The organism is Nocardia jiangsuensis, from assembly GCF_042650385.1.
Taxonomy (GTDB): domain Bacteria; phylum Actinomycetota; class Actinomycetes; order Mycobacteriales; family Mycobacteriaceae; genus Nocardia; species Nocardia jiangsuensis.
On the sequence record NZ_JBHSAX010000003.1, the window covers coordinates 94,098 to 108,724 of the forward strand.

A 14,627-nucleotide genomic window follows, 5' to 3' on the forward strand; every position below is an offset into this window, starting at 1 on the left:
AGGGCCCATGAGCTTCACGAACTGCCAGTACGGCGCCGACGCCGAGCAGACCCACGGCTTCACCGGCATCGAGAACTACAACGAGAGCGTCTACGTCAACTTCCTCGACCCGGTCTCCCAGCTCGGCGGGCTGCTCCGGATCGGCAACCGGCCCACGCTCGGCTACTCCGAGGCGTCGGTGCAGCTGACCCTGCCCGGCGGCGCCATCGCCTTCCGGGCGGGCCGCGAGCCGAGCGAGACCAACGACGGCTTCGCGAGCGCGGGCCTGGAGATCGCGGTCAAGGAGCCGACCCGCACGGTGCAGCTGAGCTACCGGAACACGGTGGCCCGCCTCCCGATCCCGGCGCTGCTGGCCGACCGCGGCAGGCAGGCGTTGAAGAACGCACCCTCGGAGGAGTGCGAGATCGCGCTGACCTTCACCGCGGGCACCCCGCTCTTCGTCACCACCGACGACGACGGCGACTGCACGCCGGGCCCGTCCACCATCGCCAGCGACCACTACGAGCAGTTCGGCCACGTCAGCGGCACGATCCGGGTCGGTGGGCGCACCTGGACGCTGGAGCACGCCACCGCTTTCCGCGACCACTCCTGGGGCCCGCGCGAATGGGCCTCCTACACCGGTGAGTGGCTCGCGGCCTGGCTGGCCGACGGCACCGCCATCACCGCCTACGGCGAGTTCGAGCCCTCGGGAGTGCGGGCCTCCGGCGGCGTCGTGGTGACCCCGGACGGCGGCTTCCACCCGATCACCGACTACACCGTGCACACCGACTACGCCGGTGAGCCCACCTACGCGGGCCGCCACGTCGCGCTGGTGCGGGCCGAGGGGCTGCCGCTGCTCGTTCTCGACGGCAGCATCAGGCACTTCGTCCCGGTCACCCAGCGCACCGGCGACCGCGCGCTGCGCATGGGCCAGATGACCGTCGACTTCGCGGGCGGACTCGGCGGCTGGGGCATCGCCGAGTTCCTGCGCCCGATCCGGGGCTGAGCGCCGTGCCGCACGACGTCTCCGTCTACGACGCCTTCCGCACCCCGCGCGGCCGCGGCCGGGGCGGCGCGCTGCACGGGGTCAAGCCGATCACCCTGGTGACCGGGCTGCTCACCGCGCTGCGTGACCGCAACCCCGCCCTCGACCCGGCCCGCATCGACGACCTGGTACTCGGCTGCGTGAGCCCGCTGCGCGACCAGGGCGCCGACCTCGCGCGGATCGCCGCGGTCGCGGCCGGGCTCCCGGACACCGTCGCCGGGATGCAGCTCAACCGGTTCTGCGCCTCCGGGCTGGAGGCGGTGAACACCGCCGCGCAGAAGATCGCCTCCGGCTGGGAGTCGCTGGTGCTCGCGGGCGGGGTGGAGAGCATGAGCCGGGTGCCGATGGCCTCCGACGGCGGGGCCTGGGCCAACGACCCGGAGACCGCGCTCGCCACCCGGTTCGTCCCGCAGGGCATCGGCGCCGACCTCATCGCCACCCTGGAGAACTTCACCCGCACCGATGTCGACGCCTTCGCCGCGGAATCGCAGCGCAGGGCCGCGGCCGCCTGGGACGACGGCCGGTTCGCCGGCTCCGTCGTCCCGGTGCGGGATCGCAACGGCGTCGAACTGCTCGCCCGCGACGAGCACCCGCGCCGCGGCACCACCGTCGAGACGCTGGCCGCGCTGAAACCGGCCTTCGCCCGGATGGCGGACTTCGACGCCGTCGCGCTGCAGAAGTACCACTGGGTCGAGCGGATCGAGCACGTGCACACCGGCGGCAACTCCTCCGGCATCGTGGACGGCGCCGCGCTGGTGGTGCTCGGAAATGCCGCTGTCGGAACGGATCTCGGGTTGCGCCCGCGCGCCCGGATCGTGGCGGGCGCGGTGAGCGGCTCGGACCCGGCCATCATGCTCACCGGACCCGCCCCCGCCACCCGCAAGGCGCTCGCCACCGCCGGGCTCACCGTGGACGACATCGACCTGTTCGAGATCAACGAGGCCTTCTCCGCGGTCGCGCTGCGCTTCATGCGCGACCTGGAGCTGCCGCACGAGAAGGTCAACGTCAACGGCGGCGCCATCGCGCTCGGCCACCCGCTCGGCGCCACCGGCGCCATGCTCGTCGGCACCGTCATCGACGAGCTCGAGCGCCGCGACCTGCGCCGCGGGCTGGTGACGCTCTGCGTCGGCGGCGGCATGGGCATCGCCACCATCGTCGAGCGGGTGTGACGCCGTGACCGAAGGGGATTCCACCGTGAACGCACCACTGACTGTCCGGCACGAGGAGAACAGCGTCGCCGTCGTCACTTTCGACGATCCGCGCCGGAGCGCGAACACCGTGACCGCCGCGTGGGCGGACGCGCTCGAGACCGAGCTGAACCGGCTGCCCGAGGGCCTCACAGGCGTCGTGCTCACCTCCGCCAAGCGCACCTTCTTCGCCGGCGGCGACCTGCACGACCTGCACGCGGCGGGCCCGGCGGACGTCGAGCGGCTCACGTCCTTCGCCGACCGGGTGAAGGCGCTGCTGCGCAGGCTGGAGACGCTCGGCGTGCCGGTGGTCGCCGCGTTGGCAGGCAGTGCGCTCGGCGGCGGGCTGGAGATCGCGCTGGCCGCGCACCGCCGGATCGCGGTGGACGATCCCGCGCCGCGGGTCGGGCTGCCGGAGGTCACGCTCGGGCTGCTGCCCGGCGGCGGGGGAGTCGTGCGCACCGTCCGGCTGCTCGGGCTGGACACCGCACTGCATCGAGTCCTGCTGCCCGGCAGCACCTTCCCGGTTCGCGACGCCGTCGAGCTCGGCCTGCTGGACGAACTCGTGCCCGACGCGGACGCGCTGCTTCCCGCAGCCCTCGCCTGGATCCACGCCAACCCGGACGCCGCCCAGCCGTGGGACCGCGGTGCTGTCGCGGCTCCCAGCGACGCCGAACTCCCCGCCTACACCGCCCGGCTGCGCGCGGCCGACCGTGACGCCCCCTCGCCTGCCGCGCGGAACATCCTCAGCGCGGCGGTGGAGAGCACCCAGGTCGACTTCGACACCGCCTGCGCCGTCGAGACCCGCTACTTCGTGGAGGTGGCCACCGGGCAGATCGCCACCAACATCATCCAGGGCACCTTCCTGGACCGGCGCACCGTGCGCTCCGGTGCGAGCCGTCCCCCGGGCTTCGACCCGCACGAAGCCCGGTTCGCCGCGGTGCTCGGCGCGGGCATGATGGGCGCCGGCATCGCGCTGGCCTGCGCCGTCGCCGGAATCCGGGTCGCGCTGAAGGACGTCGACGCGGCGGCAGCCGAGCGCGGCAGGGACCACGCGCGCAAGGTGCTCGGCACAGAGGTCGCCGCGGGCAGGCGCACGCGGGAGAGCGCGGACGCCGTGCTGGCGCTCATCACCCCGACCGCGGACGTGGCCGACCTGGCCGGGGCCGACCTGGTGATCGAAGCCGTCTTCGAGGACCCCGCGCTCAAGCACCGCGTCTTCGGCGAGGTGCTCGACGTGGTCGCCCCGGACGCCCTGCTCGCCTCCAACACCTCCACCCTGCCGATCACCGGCCTGGCCGACGGCGTGCCCCGTCCGGAGGACTTCATCGGCCTGCACTTCTTCTCCCCGGTCGAGCGGATGGAGCTGATCGAGATCGTCGTCGGCGACAAGACCTCCGACGCCACCCTCGCCGCCGCCTTCGACATCGCCGGGCAGCTGGGCAAGACGCCGATCGTGGTCGGCGACGGCCGCGGCTTCTTCACCAGCCGGGTCATCCTGCAGCGGCTGACCGAGGCCGCCGCCATGATCGGCGAGGGTGTCTCGCCGCACTCCATCGAACAGGCGTCGCTGCAGGCCGGGTACCCGCTCGGCACGCTGGCGCTGCTGGACGAGGTGACGCTCTCGCTGCCGCTCACCATTCGCGGCCAGTTCCGCGCGGCGGGGTTCCTGCCCGAGCATCCCGGTGACGCGGTGCTCACCACGCTCACCGCGCTGGACCGGCGCGGCCGGGTCGCCGGTGCCGGGTTCTACGAGTACGCCGACGGGCGCAGGCAGCGGCTGTGGCCGGGGCTCGCCGAGCTCTTCCCGGTCGCCGCCGAGCCCGCCGACCTCGTGGAACTGCGGGACCGGCTGCTCTTCGCCGAGGCGCTGGAGACCGCGCGCTGCCGGGAGGACGGAGTGCTGCGCTCGTCCGCCGACGCCAATGTCGGCTCGCTGCTCGGCATCGGTTATCCGACCTGGACCGGCGGCACCGCCCAGTTCGTCACCGGCTACCCCGGTGGACCGGCGGCGTTCGCCGCGCGGGCGCGAGAACTGGCGCAGCGCCACGGTTCCCGCTTCGAGCCGCCGGAGTCGATCGATGCGTAGGGATCTCTACACCGCCGAGCACGAGGCATTCCGCAGTGCCTTCCGTGCCTTCCTGGACAAGGAAGCAGTGCCGCACGCCGATGCCTGGGAAGAATCGGGCACGGTGGACCGCGCGTTCATCCGCGCCGCCGCCGAGAACGGCTTCCTCGGCTTCGAATTCGACGCCGAGCACGGCGGGCTCGGCATCGCCGACTTCCGCTACAACGCGGTCATGGCGGAGGAGGTCGTCGCCTCCGGCACGGCAGGCGACACCTTCTCCATGCAGAACGACATCATCGTCCCCTACCTGCGCGACCTCACCACCCCCGCCCAGCGCGACCAGTGGCTCCCGCGCTTCACCGCGGGGGACTGCGTCACCGCGCTGGCACTCACCGAGCCCGGCGCCGGCTCGGATCTGGCCGGCATCCGCACCACCGCCCGCCGCGACGGTGACTTCCTCGTCCTCGACGGCGCCAAGACCTTCATCACCTCCGGGGCGACCTGCGACCTCGCCCTGGTACTCACGCGGACCGGCGAACGGGACGGCCGCGGAACTTCGTTCGTCGCCGTCGAGGCGGGAACGCCCGGCTTCGAGCGGGGCAGACCGCTGCACAAGATCGGCCGCCGCGCCCAGGACACCGCCGAGCTGACCTTCACCGGCTGCCGGGTGCCGATCGGCAATATCGTCGGCGAACCCGGCCGCGGGCTCGGCTCGGCCATCGGGAACCTGCCGCGCGAGCGGCTCTCGATCGCCGTCTCCGCGGTCGCCTCCGCCGCACACGCCCTCGGACTCGCGCTCGAGCACGTGCGCGCCCGGGTCGCCTTCGGCGCCCCGCTCGCGGAGTTGCAGTCGGTGCGCATGACGATCGCCGAGCTGCACACCGAGATCGAGGTGGTCCGGCACTACGTCGACCGCTGTGTGCTCGCCCTGAACGCGGGGGAGTTGAGCGCCGAGGACGCGGCGGGCGCGAAGTACCGCGCCACCGAACTGCAGTGGGACGTGGTCGACCGCTGCCTGCAGCTCTTCGGCGGCTACGGCTACATGGAGGAGTACCCGATCGCGCGGATCTGGCGCGATGCCCGCATCCAGCGCATCTACGGAGGGTCGAACGAAGTGATGAAGGATCTCGTCGGGCGCGCGGTGGTGCGCGGATGATCGGGCCGGCGGCGGAGCGCGACCGCGGCGGCGCGCTGGCAGGCCGGATCGCGGTGGTGACCGGCGGATCGCGCGGGGTCGGGCGGGCGGTCGCGCTGCGGCTGGCCCGCGACGGCGCCGCGGTCGCGGTGAACTACCGCCGCGACTCCGGCGCGGCGGACGAGGTGGTCGCGCTGATCCGGGAATCGGGCGGACGCGCCGAGAGCTACCTGGCCGCCATCGGCGACGACGACGCGGTCGCCGACATGGTCGCCGGAATCGCCCGCGACCTGGGCCCGGTGGACCTCGTGGTCAGCAATGCCGGTTCGGCCAGCAAGGGCGCCATCGTCGAGAACACCTCGCAGGCCGACTTCGCCGCGCTCATGCGCGTGCACGCCTTCGGCCCGATCGGGCTGATCCAGGCGTTGCTGCCCGGCATGCGCAAGGCCGCGGCGGGCCCGATCGGCCGTGGTGACATCGTCATGATCTCCAGCAACTCGACCACGACCACCCCGGCCGGCGCCGCCCCCTACACGATGGCGAAGGCCGCCATGGAGACCTGCGTCCGCACCCTCGCCCGCGAGGAACGCCCGCACGGCATCCACGCCAATATCGTGGCCCCCGGTCTGGTCGCCACGGAGATGGGCAAGCGCCTGGTCTCGGCCGCGCGCGGCACCGACCTCGCCGACCTGGCCGTGACCTCGCCCTTCGGCCGCGTCTGTACCCCGGGGGACGTCGCGGGCACCGTCGCCTTCCTGGTCTCCGGCGATGCCGGCTACCTCACCGGCCAGCGCCTCACCGTGGACGGCGGCGGCCCCGACGCGGAGCTCTTCTGATGGACACCTTCCTGGACGACCTGACCGCCACCCTCGACACCGCCCTCGGCGCCGCGGGCACCCTCCGCCTCACCGAGGTGGACCGGCGCGGCGAGGGCAACTCGTGGGAGACCTACCTGGTCGGTGTGAAATGGGACGGCGGCGAGGCCGATTACGCGGTCAAGCGCAGGCCGCTCAGCGGCATCGTCGCCGAGTACGACGTCGAGCGCGAGGTCGCGCTGCTCGGCGCCGCCGCCACGCTCGGGCTGCCGGTGCCCGCGGTGATCACCCACGACCCGGAGCTCGCCCGCGGCCTCTTCGTCATGGCGAAGGTGACCGGCGCGATCCCGCTGCCCGGCACCGTGACCCGGCTCGTGCCCGCCGAGCGCAGGGAGCCGCTCGGCAGGCAGATCGCCCGCGCCATGGCCCTGCTGCACGCCGCCGACCCGGCATCGCTCGGGCTCGACCGCCTCGGCCCGGTTCCGGCCGGCGACCGCACCGGCGTGCGGGAGAACGCGGAGTGGGCGGGCCACTACCGCGAGGTGGCCGACATCAGGATCCCGGTCCTCGATCTGGCCCTGGCCTGGCTCGAGCACCGCGCCGATCGGGTCTCCGGCCGGGTAGCGCTGGTGCACAACGACTTCCGCATCGGCAACCTGGTGGTGCGCGACGACGGGCTCGCCGCCGTGCTGGACTGGGAGACCGCGCACTTCTCCGACCCGGCCGCCGACATCGCCTGGTTCGCCCAGCGCACCAGCCGCGGCCGCTCGCCGCTGCTGTGCAAGCTCATCGCGCTCGAGCCGTTCCTGGCCGAGTACGAGGCCGCCGCGGGCTGGCGGCCGTCGGCGGAGACGCTCACCTGGTGGGCGGTGCAGTCGCTGACCAAGACCGCGATCGGCTGCCTGCAGGCGGTCCGCGTCTACAACCGCGGGGAACGCGACGACCTCCGCTACGCCGCCATGGCGAACAGCGTGTACTACAGCCTCGGCTGGCTCGGGCAGATGCTGCGCGACGGCGAATGGGGGAAGTGAGATGACCGGATACAGCAGTGATCCCGCGCAGGTGCTCGGCACCGTGGTGGAGGCGCTGACGAACCGGGTGCTGCCCGAGGTGCCGGACGGGCCCGCCCGGCTCGAGCTCGGTGCCGTGCTGGAGGTGCTGGGGAATCTCGTCGGGCGAGTGGGGTGGGACGATGTCCGGCTCGGTGCGGTGTGTGCCCGCACCGAGGAGCTGGCTCGCGAGCTGGGGCTGCCCGGTGCCGATCTCCCGCCGACCGTGGCCACGTTGCGCGAGCGTCGCGCGGAGATCGCCGAACGCCTCGCGGCGGCATATCGAGCGGACCGTGGCGCCTGCCCTCCCGGCACGAGGCCGAGCGGCACCGAGCACACCGCTCCCGTCCCCGCCCCGAGCCACGCGCACCCCGATGCCGAGCAGCCCGTCCGCGCCCGCGCCGGAGCCGCCGCAGCGGTTGCCGCACCGAGCCACGCGGACACCGCCGCCATCGCGGCCGCGGTCGCCACCTTCACCGCCGACGACGTCGCCGACCAGATCACCGCCGCCCTCCGCGGCGCCTTCGCCCCGACCGGAGACCCCCGATGACGCCGACCACCCTCGCGGAAGCGGAAACCGCCTGGTCCTCGGTCTTCGGCGACGGCCGCCTTCCCCTCGGCCGGCTCCGGCGCAACCTCGACGCCATGATGTCCGAAACCCCGGTGCCGTCGAGTGTCCCGGTCGCGAGCGACACCATCGCCGATGTGCCGTGCCTCCGAGTCGGCACCGGTACCCGGACCCTCGTCTGGTTCCACGGCGGCGGCTACGTCATGGGCAGCCCGCACGGCTACCGCGCCGCCGCCGCGACGCTCTCGGCCGCGCTCGACGCCCAGGTACTGCTCCCGGACTACCGCCTGGCCCCGGAGCACCCCTTCCCGGCCGCCTTCGACGACGCCACCGCCGTCCTCACCGCCCTCGGCTCCGCCGACACGCTGATCGCAGGCGGAGACTCGGCGGGCGGCGGCCTGGCACTGGCCGCCACGATCGCCGCCCGCGACCGCGGCGCCGCCGTGCCGAGCGCCGTCCTCGCCGTCTCACCCCTGGCCGACTTCACCGCCTCCGGCGACAGCTTCACCACCAACGTCGGCACCGACCCGGTCATCAGCACCCGGGCCCTGCGCGGCCTCGCCGCGAGCTACCTCCGGGGCCACGACCCCCGCGACCCCCGCGTCTCCCCGCTCTTCGCCGGTTTCCACGACCTGCCCCCGATCCTCTTCCTGGCCAGCGACCGCGAGGCGCTGCGCGACGACGCCGTCCGCATGCACGCCACCGCCCGCGCCGCGGGAAACCGGGGCGCGCTCTCGATCCACCCCGATGCCTGCCACGCCTGGACCCTCTTCGCCGACCTGCCCCAGGCCCGCCGGGCCCTGGCCGAGATGACCGACTTCGTGAACGGAGCCCTGCCGTGACCATCCGGGTGACCGAGGAGAACTCTGTCCGCCGCATCGCACTCGACCGCCCCGACCGCCGCAACGCCGTCGACGCGAAAACCCTCACCCTGCTCCGCGAAGCCCTCGAATCCGCGGCCGCGGACCCGGCGGTGCGCGTTGTCGTCCTCGCCGGCGAGGGCCGAACCTTCTGCTCCGGCGGCGACCTCGGCGTCGACGACCCCTTCGACCCCGCCGCCACCGCCCGCACCCTCGACGCCGCCACCGGCCTCGTCAGCGCCATCCGCGCCGCCCCGCGCCCGGTGGTCGCCGAACTCCGCGGCCCGGCCATCGGCGTCGGCGTCTCCATCGCCCTGGCCGCCGATATCGCCGTCGCCCGCGCCGACAGCTACCTGCGCACCCCCTTCACCGCGGTCGGGCTCATGCCCGACGGCGGCGCCACCGCCCTGGTCGCCGCGGCGGCGGGCCGCTCCGTCGCCATGCGCCTGTTCGCGCTCGGTGCGAAGATCGGCGCGCACGAGGCCGAACGCCACGGCCTCGTCGCCGCCGCCTTCGCCGTCGACACCTTCGACGCCGAGTTCGCCGCCGTCGTCGCCACCCTGCGCGACAGCTCGCTCGACGCCTTCGCGCGCACCAAGCACGCCGTGCACGCCGCCACCCTCCCGCACCTGGAGGCCGCTTTCGCCCGGGAGCGGGAAGGTCAGCTCGCTCTCGCGGGCGGCCCCGACTTCCGGGAGGCCATCGCCGCCTTCGCCGCCGAACGTCCCCCGCTCTTCCACCGCCCCGCCGGAACAGGACCCCTGACATGACCGCGATCACCGCCGTTCGCCCCAGCGCCGAGCTCGCCTCCGGCCACACCGTCGTGCTGCTCGACCCGCACACCGGCGAGGGGCACCTGGTGCTCGCCGCCGAGCACGCCACCACCGCGGCCCTCGCCTTCCTCGTCCGGCACACCTCGGGCTTCGTCGAGGTCGCGCTCGGGGACGCCGACTGCGCCCGCCTGCACCTGCCCTCGATGTGGAGCCTGCCCGGCGCGGCCGGTGTCGCCCCCGACCACACCGTCACCCTGGACGCCATCGACGGCGTCACCACCGGCATCTCCGCCGCGGACCGCGCCCGCACCATCAGGGCCATGGCCGACCCGTCGACCGGCCCCGCCGATTTCACCCGCCCCGGCCACGTCGCCCCGGTCCGCGCCCACGGCACCGGCGCGCTCGCCGACCTCGTCGTCGAGTTGGCGGCCGATGCCGGTGCCCGCCCGATCGCGGCCTTCGCGGCGCTCGTCTCACCCGGGCACCCGGCATTGCTCGCGGACGCCGCCGACTGCCGCGCCTTCGCCGAACAGCACGGGCTCCTCGTGCTGGCGCCGTGAGCGGCTACCCCGGGTAGACGGCGATTCCGCGCTCGGCCCGCTCGATGGCCCCGGTGGCTCCCGAGAATTCGACCTCGATCCGCACGAACCAGTTGATCGATGAACGCACCGACTCGGTGATCGGGTCGATATCCTTCGGCAGTGTCATGGGGAAGGGGAATTCCTGGCGCTGCCACCCCATGAAGCGGACATCCTCGCGACTGTGTTCATCGGCCGCACAGAGGAATCGGTAGGACTGCCCGGGGTCTTCTCCACCGGATGCGACTCCTGGATGCGCTGGAACCTCGTCACCGCGCCGGTGCCGATGTGCCGCTGATCGAGAGCATTCGGGTCCGGTGCGGGCACCGGCTCGGCCGAACGGTTGCGCTTGGCGTAGTAGAGCCCGGCATCGGCGGCGGCGAGCAGCGATTCGGCGCCGTTGCGGGCGATCCGGGTGGTGATCGTGCCGATGCTCGCGGTCACCGGCAGCCGGTGGCCGTCGGCGAGCACCGGTTCGCGGAAGACCGCGGCGAGCCGCCGGGAGATGGCGGCGACCCGCTCGGCGGTGGTGGGCGGGGCGATGAGCGCGACGAACTCGTCGCCGCCGATCCGGGCGATCAGGTGGTCGTCGTGCTCGCGGGTGTCGGCGTGCAGGCGGGCGGCCACCGCGGAGAGCACCCGGTCGCCGACGGTGTGCCCGAATCGGTCGTTGATCTCCTTGAAGCGATTCAAATCGAGGAAGCAGAGCCCGGCCAGCGCGCCCTCGTCGGCGGTGGCGCTGTAGCGGTTGACGGTCTCCATGAGGTGCCTGCGGTTGGGCAGGCCGGTGAGCGGGTCGTGCCTGGCCTGGTGGTGCAGCTCGGCCTGGTGCCGGTACTGGTCGGTGACGTCGGCGCCGACGGCGACCAGGTAGTCCGGGTCGCCCTCGGCGGTGCCCTTGGCGAAGGTGATGCCGATGTTCATCCAGCCGATCGAGCCGTCCGCGCGCACCAGCCGCTGCTTGAGCGAGACCGTGCCCTTCCCGGCCGGGATCAGCTGCTCGTAGAGCAGGGTGCGGATGTGTTCGTGGTCGTCGGGGTGCGCGAAGTCGTAGACCGAGATGCCGTCCAGCGCGTCGGGGGCGATGCCGATCATGTCGGCGAGGCTGCGGTTGGCCTCCAGGATGCGGCCCTCGGTGTCGCCGATGGCGATGGCGGCGGCCGAGTTGTCGAAGAGGATGCGGAGCCGGCGCGCCCGCTCGTCCGGGAGTACCGATTCGGTGCGGCGCGCCTGATGCCCCTGACCCAGCGCCACCAGATACCCCGCCGCCACCTCGGCCCGGCCCACGCTGCCCGCGATGGCGAGCAGCACCGGCGCGGAGGCGATCGGCGCGGCCGGATCGGTGAGCCCGGCGTCGACGAGCGCCGCGCCCAGCCCGGCGCCTGCGGCCGGCGCGAACGGCTCGGCGGTGAGATCGCGGATCGCGTGGCCGGTCAGCGCCTCGAACACGACCTCGGGGAGCGCGACCCCGGTGGTGCTCACCGCCTCCCGCCACGACCGAGCGAAGATGGAGCGTTCGCCGCGCGTCACGTCAACCAGACCCTTCGAGCATCGCACGAGCACACCATCGAAGGTGCCGCCGCGCTGCGGCCGATGGCGTTCCCCGCCGGGCGGGCAGCCGACCGGCGAGCAGCCAGGATAGCAGCGCGGCCCGCCGCGGGTTCCGGAACCGCGACGACCCCGGTACCCCAGGGGGACACCGGGATCGGCGGTTCAGCCGTTGACGACGGTGGTGCAGGCGAAGGTGATCTCGAAGGGGATGTTCTTCGGGCCGGCGAGGGGGTTGGTGAGGTCGACCCCGCCGACGCCTTCGCCGGTGACGGTGTAGGTGGTGCCGTTCTTGGTGACCGTGGCCGAGCCGCCGGGGGCGCCTGCGCCGTAGCCGACGGCGTAGGGGGTGCCGTTGCTGCCGCCCTTGGTTCCGGCGATGGCGACGGCCTGGACGCTGTCCTCGCCCTGGAGGGTGGCCGAGACGCTGAAGTTGCCGTAGGTGGCGTTGTTCAGGTCGGTCAGGGCCAGGGCGAGGGTGCCGCCCTGCTCGGCGCAGGTGGTGTCGAAGCGGGCGTCGATGCTCGTGCCGTCGACCTCGACGGTGGAGTTGCCGGAGGTGCTGACCGGGGAAGTGGTGGTGGTGCTGTTGTCGCTGCAGCCGGTGACGAGCAGGGCGAGCGCGGCGGCCGCGGCGGTGGTGGCGGCGGCGAGGCGGGTGGCGTTGGTGCGCATCGGTTTTCGTTCCTTCACTCTCGGGTTGTTCGGCTTCCGGTGAGGCCGTTGAGCTGAAGGTAGGAGGGGTGCGCGCCCTACCGATCCCAGCTTTCCGAGAAAAGGCGTGGTCACCGCCGCGCCGGGTGCTCTACAGTCGACTGCGAGCGGGCCGGATCCGGCCGGTTATCGGTCTCTCGGGTTCAACTCCCGGCCCGGTCGGGACGCACACGCCCGCTCACCCTTCGAGGTACTCGTCCAGCCTCGCCGCCGCGCGCAGCAGGGCGCGGCCGCGCGCGGTGAGCGCCCGCTGCCAGCCGTCGAGCGCGGCGGCGAGTTCCCCGGTGCCTCCCGCCGTTCGGACCTGGTCCACCACCGTCGCGATGTGCCGCAGCGGATAGCCGCCGCGGCGCAGCAGGTGCGCGAGTTCGGCATCGCGGACATCGGCCGCCCGGAAGATCCGGTGCCCGGTCGCCCGATCCCGGACCGGGGCGAGAATGCCCGCACGCTCCCAGGTGCGGAGCGTGGCGGGGCTGAGCCGGAGCCGGTGGGCGAGTTCGCCGATGCTGCGGATGCCGGTGATTCCGTGGTGCTCGGGCTGGGCTGTGAGGTGGCCGATCGCCCGGCGCACCTGGTCCAGGGTGTCGCGGTCGCGGAGGAAGCGGGTGTGCCCGTCGGCGAGCACGGCGAGTGCCCGGTCCACGTCGCCCGCGTGCAGTGCCGTCATGATCCGCCCCGCCGGTTCGTGGCCGGTGGCGGTGACGAGGGCGAGGTAGGCGCGCAGCGCGGCGGCGTGCCGCTCGGTGTAGACGCGGTAGCCGCTGGGGGTGCGCTCGGCGGGCGGGAGGAAACCGTCGCGCTCGTAGTTGCGGACGGCCTGGGTGGAGATGCCGTGCTCGCGGGCGAGGTGGGAGGGGCGGAGTGTTGTCACCGATTGGAGACTTTACCTCCCAGATCAACGGTGTTCGTCGACGAACCTTCACCCGCCCGTTCAAGGATACGATTCAGTGACATGAGTCAGGACATCCGAGATTTCCGCACCCCGTCGTGCACGCTGCTCGGGCTGGGCGAGCCCACCCATCAGGAGCCCGCCTTCGGCCTCCTCCGCAACGACCTCTTCGCCACCCTCGTCCGGCTCGGGTTCCGCTCCATCGCGCTGGAGACCGACCGGGTGGCCGCGCTCGCCGTGGACGATTTCGTGCGTGACGGCATCGGGACGCTGGACGACGTACTCCGCGTCGGCTTCTCACACGGCTTCGGAGCGCTGGAACCGAACCGGGAGCTGGTCGCCCGGATGCGCACGTACAACGAGGGCCGCCCCGCCGTGGACCACCTTTCCTTCCACGGCTTCGACGCCCCGACCGAGAACACCACCGCGCCGAGCCCGCGCCCGTACCTCGAGTACGCCGCCGGCTACCTCGACATCGACCTGGACGGAACCGATTTCGGCCCCGACGACCGCTGGGACCGGCCGGAGGCGATCCTGGACGCCACCCGGTCGATCGGCGCAGGCGCCGAGGCCGCCCGGCTGCGCGCCGAGGCCGACGACCTGCTCGGCACCCTGCACGCCCGCGCCCCCGAGCTGATCGCGGCGACCTCGCGCGCCGCCTGGCACCGGGCCCGCACCCACCTCACCGCCGGGATCGGGCTGCTGCGCTACCACCGGCAAGCCGCGCGGCGGATCGAGGAGGGCGCCCGGATCGCCGGGTTGCTCGCCACCAGGGACGAGATCATGGCGCGGAACCTCGTCGACATCCGCGGCCTGGAAGCGGACCGCGGGCCCACCCTGGTCTTCGCCAACAACGCGCACCTGCAACGGAATCCGAGCAGTATGCGGATCGCGGGGACGGAGCTCGGCTGGTGGTCGGCGGGTGCCATCACCGATGCGCTGCTCGGCGCGCGGTACCGGGTGCTGCTCGGGAGTCTGGGGAGCAGCGAAGCCCTCCGGCTCGGGGCGCCCGAGCCGGACACGTACGAGGGAACCCTGCGGCAGGAGTTCCCGACGTGGGGGCTGACCGCGACGGTCGCGCCCGCCCGGACCCGCACCGACACCAGGCCCGACCAGGGCTACGCGCCGCTCGACCGGTCGCTCGTCGACGCGGCCGACGGCGTGCTCTACCTCGACAGCGCGGCCGCGCTCGACCGCTGACCCGGCATTGCCGGGAAACCCCAGGGAACCGGGAGCTCATGGGCGAACAGCTCCTCGGACCGGGGCCACTCGATCACCGTCGACAGGACGCCTGCCGCGCTCTGGCCGATGGAGCTCTCCGCCCGGCTCTTCGGCTTCTCCAGCTGGAGCATGCTGCTGCCGCAGGTGCTGCTCGGCGTCGGGTCGGTGGCGCTGCTGTGGGTGATCGTTGGCCCGGCG

The 14,627-nt window shown here is 73.4% G+C and carries 15 protein-coding genes and 1 pseudogene; 12 read left to right on the forward strand and 4 right to left on the reverse strand.

All coding sequences use genetic code 11. The annotated features are described in order from the left end of the window. The first annotated feature begins 7 nt into the window (after window positions 1-7). From ACFO0B_RS02265 to ACFO0B_RS02310, 10 genes are read left to right on the forward strand one after another with little or no spacing between them, the layout of a single operon-like run. A complete protein-coding gene (locus ACFO0B_RS02265; RefSeq protein WP_378610580.1) occupies window positions 8-985 on the forward strand; it encodes a DUF7065 domain-containing protein in 978 nt (325 codons plus the stop codon). Between the two features lie 5 nt (window positions 986-990). After that, window positions 991-2,193, forward strand: a complete 1,203-nt coding sequence (locus tag ACFO0B_RS02270) for an acetyl-CoA C-acetyltransferase (RefSeq protein WP_378610581.1) — start codon at window positions 991-993, stop codon at window positions 2,191-2,193. Window positions 2,194-2,218: 25 nt separating this feature from the next. Continuing rightward, the gene (locus tag ACFO0B_RS02275) at window positions 2,219-4,300 is read left to right on the forward strand and encodes a 3-hydroxyacyl-CoA dehydrogenase NAD-binding domain-containing protein (RefSeq protein ID WP_378610582.1); all 2,082 of its coding nucleotides are present in this window, start codon (window positions 2,219-2,221) and stop codon (window positions 4,298-4,300) included. Continuing rightward, on the forward strand, window positions 4,293-5,435 hold the full coding sequence (locus tag ACFO0B_RS02280) for an acyl-CoA dehydrogenase family protein (protein ID WP_378610583.1): 1,143 nt from the start codon (window positions 4,293-4,295) through the stop codon (window positions 5,433-5,435). Before ACFO0B_RS02275 ends, ACFO0B_RS02280 begins: the two co-directional genes overlap by 8 nt. Next, the gene (locus tag ACFO0B_RS02285) at window positions 5,432-6,250 is read left to right on the forward strand and encodes an SDR family NAD(P)-dependent oxidoreductase (RefSeq protein ID WP_378610584.1); all 819 of its coding nucleotides are present in this window, start codon (window positions 5,432-5,434) and stop codon (window positions 6,248-6,250) included. The genes ACFO0B_RS02280 and ACFO0B_RS02285 overlap by 4 nt, the downstream gene beginning before the upstream one ends. Then, window positions 6,250-7,260: a phosphotransferase family protein gene (locus ACFO0B_RS02290; protein ID WP_378610585.1), complete on the forward strand. Its 1,011-nt coding sequence runs from the start codon at window positions 6,250-6,252 to the stop codon at window positions 7,258-7,260. The genes ACFO0B_RS02285 and ACFO0B_RS02290 overlap by 1 nt, the downstream gene beginning before the upstream one ends. Before the next feature lies 1 nt (window position 7,261). Continuing rightward, window positions 7,262-7,828: a hypothetical protein gene (locus tag ACFO0B_RS02295; protein ID WP_378610586.1), complete on the forward strand. Its 567-nt coding sequence runs from the start codon at window positions 7,262-7,264 to the stop codon at window positions 7,826-7,828. Next, window positions 7,825-8,688: an alpha/beta hydrolase gene (locus tag ACFO0B_RS02300; protein WP_378610587.1), complete on the forward strand. Its 864-nt coding sequence runs from the start codon at window positions 7,825-7,827 to the stop codon at window positions 8,686-8,688. Before ACFO0B_RS02295 ends, ACFO0B_RS02300 begins: the two co-directional genes overlap by 4 nt. Further along, window positions 8,685-9,476 (forward strand): enoyl-CoA hydratase-related protein, encoded by a 792-nt coding sequence (locus tag ACFO0B_RS02305; protein WP_378610588.1) that lies wholly within the window; start codon window positions 8,685-8,687, stop codon window positions 9,474-9,476. Before ACFO0B_RS02300 ends, ACFO0B_RS02305 begins: the two co-directional genes overlap by 4 nt. Beyond that, window positions 9,473-10,039 (forward strand): 3,4-dihydroxy-2-butanone-4-phosphate synthase, encoded by a 567-nt coding sequence (locus tag ACFO0B_RS02310; protein ID WP_378610589.1) that lies wholly within the window; start codon window positions 9,473-9,475, stop codon window positions 10,037-10,039. Before ACFO0B_RS02305 ends, ACFO0B_RS02310 begins: the two co-directional genes overlap by 4 nt. Before the next feature lie 4 nt (window positions 10,040-10,043). Here the strand turns inward: ACFO0B_RS02310 and ACFO0B_RS02315 are convergent, their stop codons facing one another. From ACFO0B_RS02315 to ACFO0B_RS02330, 4 genes are all read right to left on the reverse strand, one after another. Then, window positions 10,044-10,187 (reverse strand): hypothetical protein, encoded by a 144-nt coding sequence (locus ACFO0B_RS02315; protein WP_378610590.1) that lies wholly within the window; start codon window positions 10,185-10,187, stop codon window positions 10,044-10,046. Further along, window positions 10,184-11,539 (reverse strand): diguanylate cyclase domain-containing protein, encoded by a 1,356-nt coding sequence (locus ACFO0B_RS02320; RefSeq protein ID WP_378610591.1) that lies wholly within the window; start codon window positions 11,537-11,539, stop codon window positions 10,184-10,186. The genes ACFO0B_RS02315 and ACFO0B_RS02320 overlap by 4 nt, the downstream gene beginning before the upstream one ends. A 231-nt stretch (window positions 11,540-11,770) precedes the next feature. After that, on the reverse strand, window positions 11,771-12,280 hold the full coding sequence (locus ACFO0B_RS02325) for a lipoprotein LpqH (RefSeq protein WP_378610592.1): 510 nt from the start codon (window positions 12,278-12,280) through the stop codon (window positions 11,771-11,773). Window positions 12,281-12,497: 217 nt separating this feature from the next. Continuing rightward, a complete protein-coding gene (locus tag ACFO0B_RS02330; protein ID WP_378610593.1) occupies window positions 12,498-13,190 on the reverse strand; it encodes a MerR family transcriptional regulator in 693 nt (230 codons plus the stop codon). 81 nt (window positions 13,191-13,271) lie between these two features. Here ACFO0B_RS02330 and ACFO0B_RS02335 point away from each other — a divergent pair, with 81 nt between their 5' ends. Both ACFO0B_RS02335 and ACFO0B_RS02340 read left to right on the forward strand, forming a co-directional pair. Further along, a complete protein-coding gene (locus ACFO0B_RS02335) occupies window positions 13,272-14,408 on the forward strand; it encodes an erythromycin esterase family protein (RefSeq protein WP_378610594.1) in 1,137 nt (378 codons plus the stop codon). A 48-nt stretch (window positions 14,409-14,456) separates the two neighbouring features. After that, window positions 14,457-14,618: pseudogene (locus ACFO0B_RS02340) on the forward strand (glycosyltransferase family 39 protein); the annotation flags it as partial. Window positions 14,619-14,627 lie beyond the last annotated feature (9 nt).

What these genes read in the sequence shown, in the direction of transcription:
- ACFO0B_RS02295 (WP_378610586.1), top strand. Translation starts at nt 7,262, where the DNA reads ATGACCGGATACAGCAGTGATCCCGCGCAGGTGCTCGGCACCGTGGTG.
- ACFO0B_RS02300 (WP_378610587.1), top strand. Translation starts at nt 7,825, where the DNA reads ATGACGCCGACCACCCTCGCGGAAGCGGAAACCGCCTGGTCCTCGGTC.
- ACFO0B_RS02285 (WP_378610584.1), top strand. Translation starts at nt 5,432, where the DNA reads ATGATCGGGCCGGCGGCGGAGCGCGACCGCGGCGGCGCGCTGGCAGGC.
- ACFO0B_RS02280 (WP_378610583.1), top strand. Translation starts at nt 4,293, where the DNA reads ATGCGTAGGGATCTCTACACCGCCGAGCACGAGGCATTCCGCAGTGCC.
- ACFO0B_RS02335 (WP_378610594.1), top strand. Translation starts at nt 13,272, where the DNA reads ATGAGTCAGGACATCCGAGATTTCCGCACCCCGTCGTGCACGCTGCTC.
- ACFO0B_RS02310 (WP_378610589.1), top strand. Translation starts at nt 9,473, where the DNA reads ATGACCGCGATCACCGCCGTTCGCCCCAGCGCCGAGCTCGCCTCCGGC.
- ACFO0B_RS02315 (WP_378610590.1), bottom strand. Translation starts at nt 10,187, where the DNA reads ATGACACTGCCGAAGGATATCGACCCGATCACCGAGTCGGTGCGTTCA.
- ACFO0B_RS02290 (WP_378610585.1), top strand. Translation starts at nt 6,250, where the DNA reads ATGGACACCTTCCTGGACGACCTGACCGCCACCCTCGACACCGCCCTC.
- ACFO0B_RS02265 (WP_378610580.1), top strand. Translation starts at nt 8, where the DNA reads ATGAGCTTCACGAACTGCCAGTACGGCGCCGACGCCGAGCAGACCCAC.
- ACFO0B_RS02325 (WP_378610592.1), bottom strand. Translation starts at nt 12,280, where the DNA reads ATGCGCACCAACGCCACCCGCCTCGCCGCCGCCACCACCGCCGCGGCC.